We start from the raw sequence: 2,346 nt of genomic DNA on the forward strand, positions 1-2,346 counted from the left end.
GGGACTTTAAGGCGGTTTCCCCCCTTTTTACTTTAAGGCGGTTTCCCCCCTTCTTAAGGGGGGCTAAGGGGGGATCTCTGAGGGCTTAACATTACAGGCGATACCTTTTCAAACACCCTCTAAAACACGCCTGAAATAATCGAGTGAGTGAAGTGGCTTCCGGCCAAAGCTGGTGACAGGACTCGAACCTGCGACCGGCTGATTACAAATCAGCTGCTCTACCAACTGAGCTACACCAGCGATCGCCCTACATCATAACATTGCCGTTTGGCAGTTGGGGCAGATTTTTAGGCAGGGCCCATCAGGTCAGCCAGTCGAGAAACGTGTTAGCCAGGATGGCAGCTTGCGTGCGATCGCGCAATTCCAGGCGGTTCAGAATATTGGTAACGTGGTTTTTGACCGTGCCCTCCGAAATGTAAAGTGCCTGGGCAATTTCGCGGTTGCTGGCTCCCTGGGCAACAAGAACCAGCACCTCGCGCTCGCGGGGAGTGAGGCTGGAGAATCCGTCGGGCGGGGCAAGGGCGGGCGTGGGCGACGGCGCAACCTGGGCCAGCAGTTTCGGCAAAATGCCAGGGCTGATCTGGGTGTAGCCTTTGTGGGCGGCGCGAATAGCTTCGGCCAAGTCTTCGGAGGGCGTGTCTTTGAGTAAGTAACCCGTTGCGCCCTTTTGCAGGGCAGCGGTGACATATTCCTGATCGTCAAATGTGGTGAGAATCAGGACTTTGGTGCTGGGAAACTGACGGGCGATCGCCTCCGTTGCCGCCACGCCATCCATCACGGGCATCCGAATGTCCATCAGCACCAAGTCAGGATGCAGTTGTTCAACCTGCTGCACCGCAACCTGACCATTTTCTGCCTCACCGATGATCTGCAAATCAGCTTCCAGTTCAAGCAGCGCTTTCATGCCCTGACGAATCAAATGCTGATCATCAGCCAGAACGACACGAATCATGGGACGATCCTCTCTAGCGGAATGTGAACTGTAATGGTGCAGCCCTGGCCTGGGGAGGTTTGCAGGTCAAAGATGCCACCCAGCGACTCGGCCCGTTCGCGCATACTCTGTAGCCCAAAGCCCGTGCGATTTTGAGCCGGATCAAAACCCACGCCATCATCCTGAATCAGCAGGTGCAGCGTCGCGGCCGTATCCTGCAAATCCAGCAAAATTTGCGAGGGCCGGGCGTATTTGCAGATATTGGTAAACGCCTCTTGCACAATGCGATAGAGGCTGGTGGAGAGATCTGGAGGCAGGGGGGCATCAAGATGAATTTGGCAGATGGGTGCGACCCCTGTGACCTGTTCGACGTTGCGGGCAAGGAGGGCGATCGCCGCTTCTAGAGACTGCTCCTGCAAGGGATCGGCCCGCATCGTCGCCACAGACTGCCGCACGTCCTGAAGCGCCGTAGAACCCAGCACTTTTGCTTCTTTTAAAAAATGGTGCGCCCGCTGCGGGTCGCTCTGCCACAGTTTTAGTGCGCCTTCCACTTGCAGGTTCAGTGCCGTCAGCGAGTGCCCCAGCGAGTCATGGATTTCGCGGGCGATACGGCTGCGCTCTTGGGCCATGGCCAGCTTTTCCACCCGCAGCGCATAGTTTCGCAATTGGGCATTGGCGGCTGCCAGCTTTTCGCGGCTTTGGCGCTCCGTCAGCAGGGCATCCACCAGCAGCAGCAAAAAGACCAGCGTCAGTCCCAGCAGCAGCGCCGAGCTATAGGCAAAGCTCCAGGCAGGCAGCCCCCGTGGGCGATCGCGCCAGTTGATCGGAATTCGATCCGCCAGTTCCCGCAAGCGCTGCGTCAAAATCGCCAGAAACAGCCCGTAGGCAATGCCCGTCGTCATCAGGCGGCCCGGCAGCGCAAAGATGAGGCAACTCCTCAGCGCAAACACCACGACGAGAAATGAAAACAGCCGCATTTCCCGCAGATCGCCCGCCGTTGCCAGCAAAATCAGCACCCCCTCTAGCAGCACAAACCCGATGCGCGTGGCCATCTGCCCCGTAGGCAGCCGCAGCCCCATCAGCCCAAAGCCTACGATGCAGGCAATATCCAGCGGCGACACCCAGCTAAAGGGCGGCTCTGGAGCAATTCCCCGTGGCATCCTGGGCCCCGGAAACAGCGGCCCCACCAGTTCGCTCAAAAAGGCGATCGCCAACAGGCTCCATTCCAGGTACAGCAGCAGTCGCAGGGGGTGGTTGATGGGGCGGATGGGGCGGGCAGAGGACATGGGGAAGAAGGAAGAAGGAAGAGGGAAGAACGAAGAACGAAGAGGGAAGAGGGAAGAACGAAGAGGGAAGAATGAAGAGGGAAGAACGAAAAAAGGAAGAGGGAAGAGGGTTTAGGACAGGTTTGGGAG

At 57.9% G+C, this 2,346-nt stretch carries 2 protein-coding genes and 1 tRNA gene; all 3 read right to left on the reverse strand.

The features are described from left to right. Nucleotides 1-167: 167 nt before the first annotated feature. The 3 genes from IGS51_RS08820 to IGS51_RS08830 all read right to left on the reverse strand — a co-directional run bounded on the left by IGS51_RS08820 (nt 168) and on the right by IGS51_RS08830 (nt 2,217). Nucleotides 168-240, reverse strand: a tRNA-Thr gene (locus IGS51_RS08820). A gap of 61 nt (nt 241-301) precedes the next feature. Then, complete coding sequence (locus tag IGS51_RS08825) at nt 302-952, reverse strand: response regulator transcription factor (protein ID WP_297078061.1); 651 nt, start codon at nt 950-952, stop codon at nt 302-304. Further along, nucleotides 949-2,217, reverse strand: coding sequence for a sensor histidine kinase (locus tag IGS51_RS08830; RefSeq protein WP_297078062.1), 1,269 nt, complete (start codon nt 2,215-2,217; stop codon nt 949-951). The genes IGS51_RS08825 and IGS51_RS08830 overlap by 4 nt, the downstream gene beginning before the upstream one ends. Nucleotides 2,218-2,346 lie beyond the last annotated feature (129 nt).

This window comes from Thermoleptolyngbya sp. M55_K2018_002, assembly GCF_015295965.1.
In the GTDB taxonomy this organism is placed as follows: domain Bacteria; phylum Cyanobacteriota; class Cyanobacteriia; order Elainellales; family Elainellaceae; genus Thermoleptolyngbya; species Thermoleptolyngbya sichuanensis.

Excerpts from the sequence above, each read along its gene's own strand:
- IGS51_RS08825 (WP_297078061.1), bottom strand. The coding sequence starts at position 952 with ATGATTCGTGTCGTTCTGGCTGATGATCAGCATTTGATTCGTCAGGGC.
- IGS51_RS08830 (WP_297078062.1), bottom strand. The coding sequence starts at position 2,217 with ATGTCCTCTGCCCGCCCCATCCGCCCCATCAACCACCCCCTGCGACTG.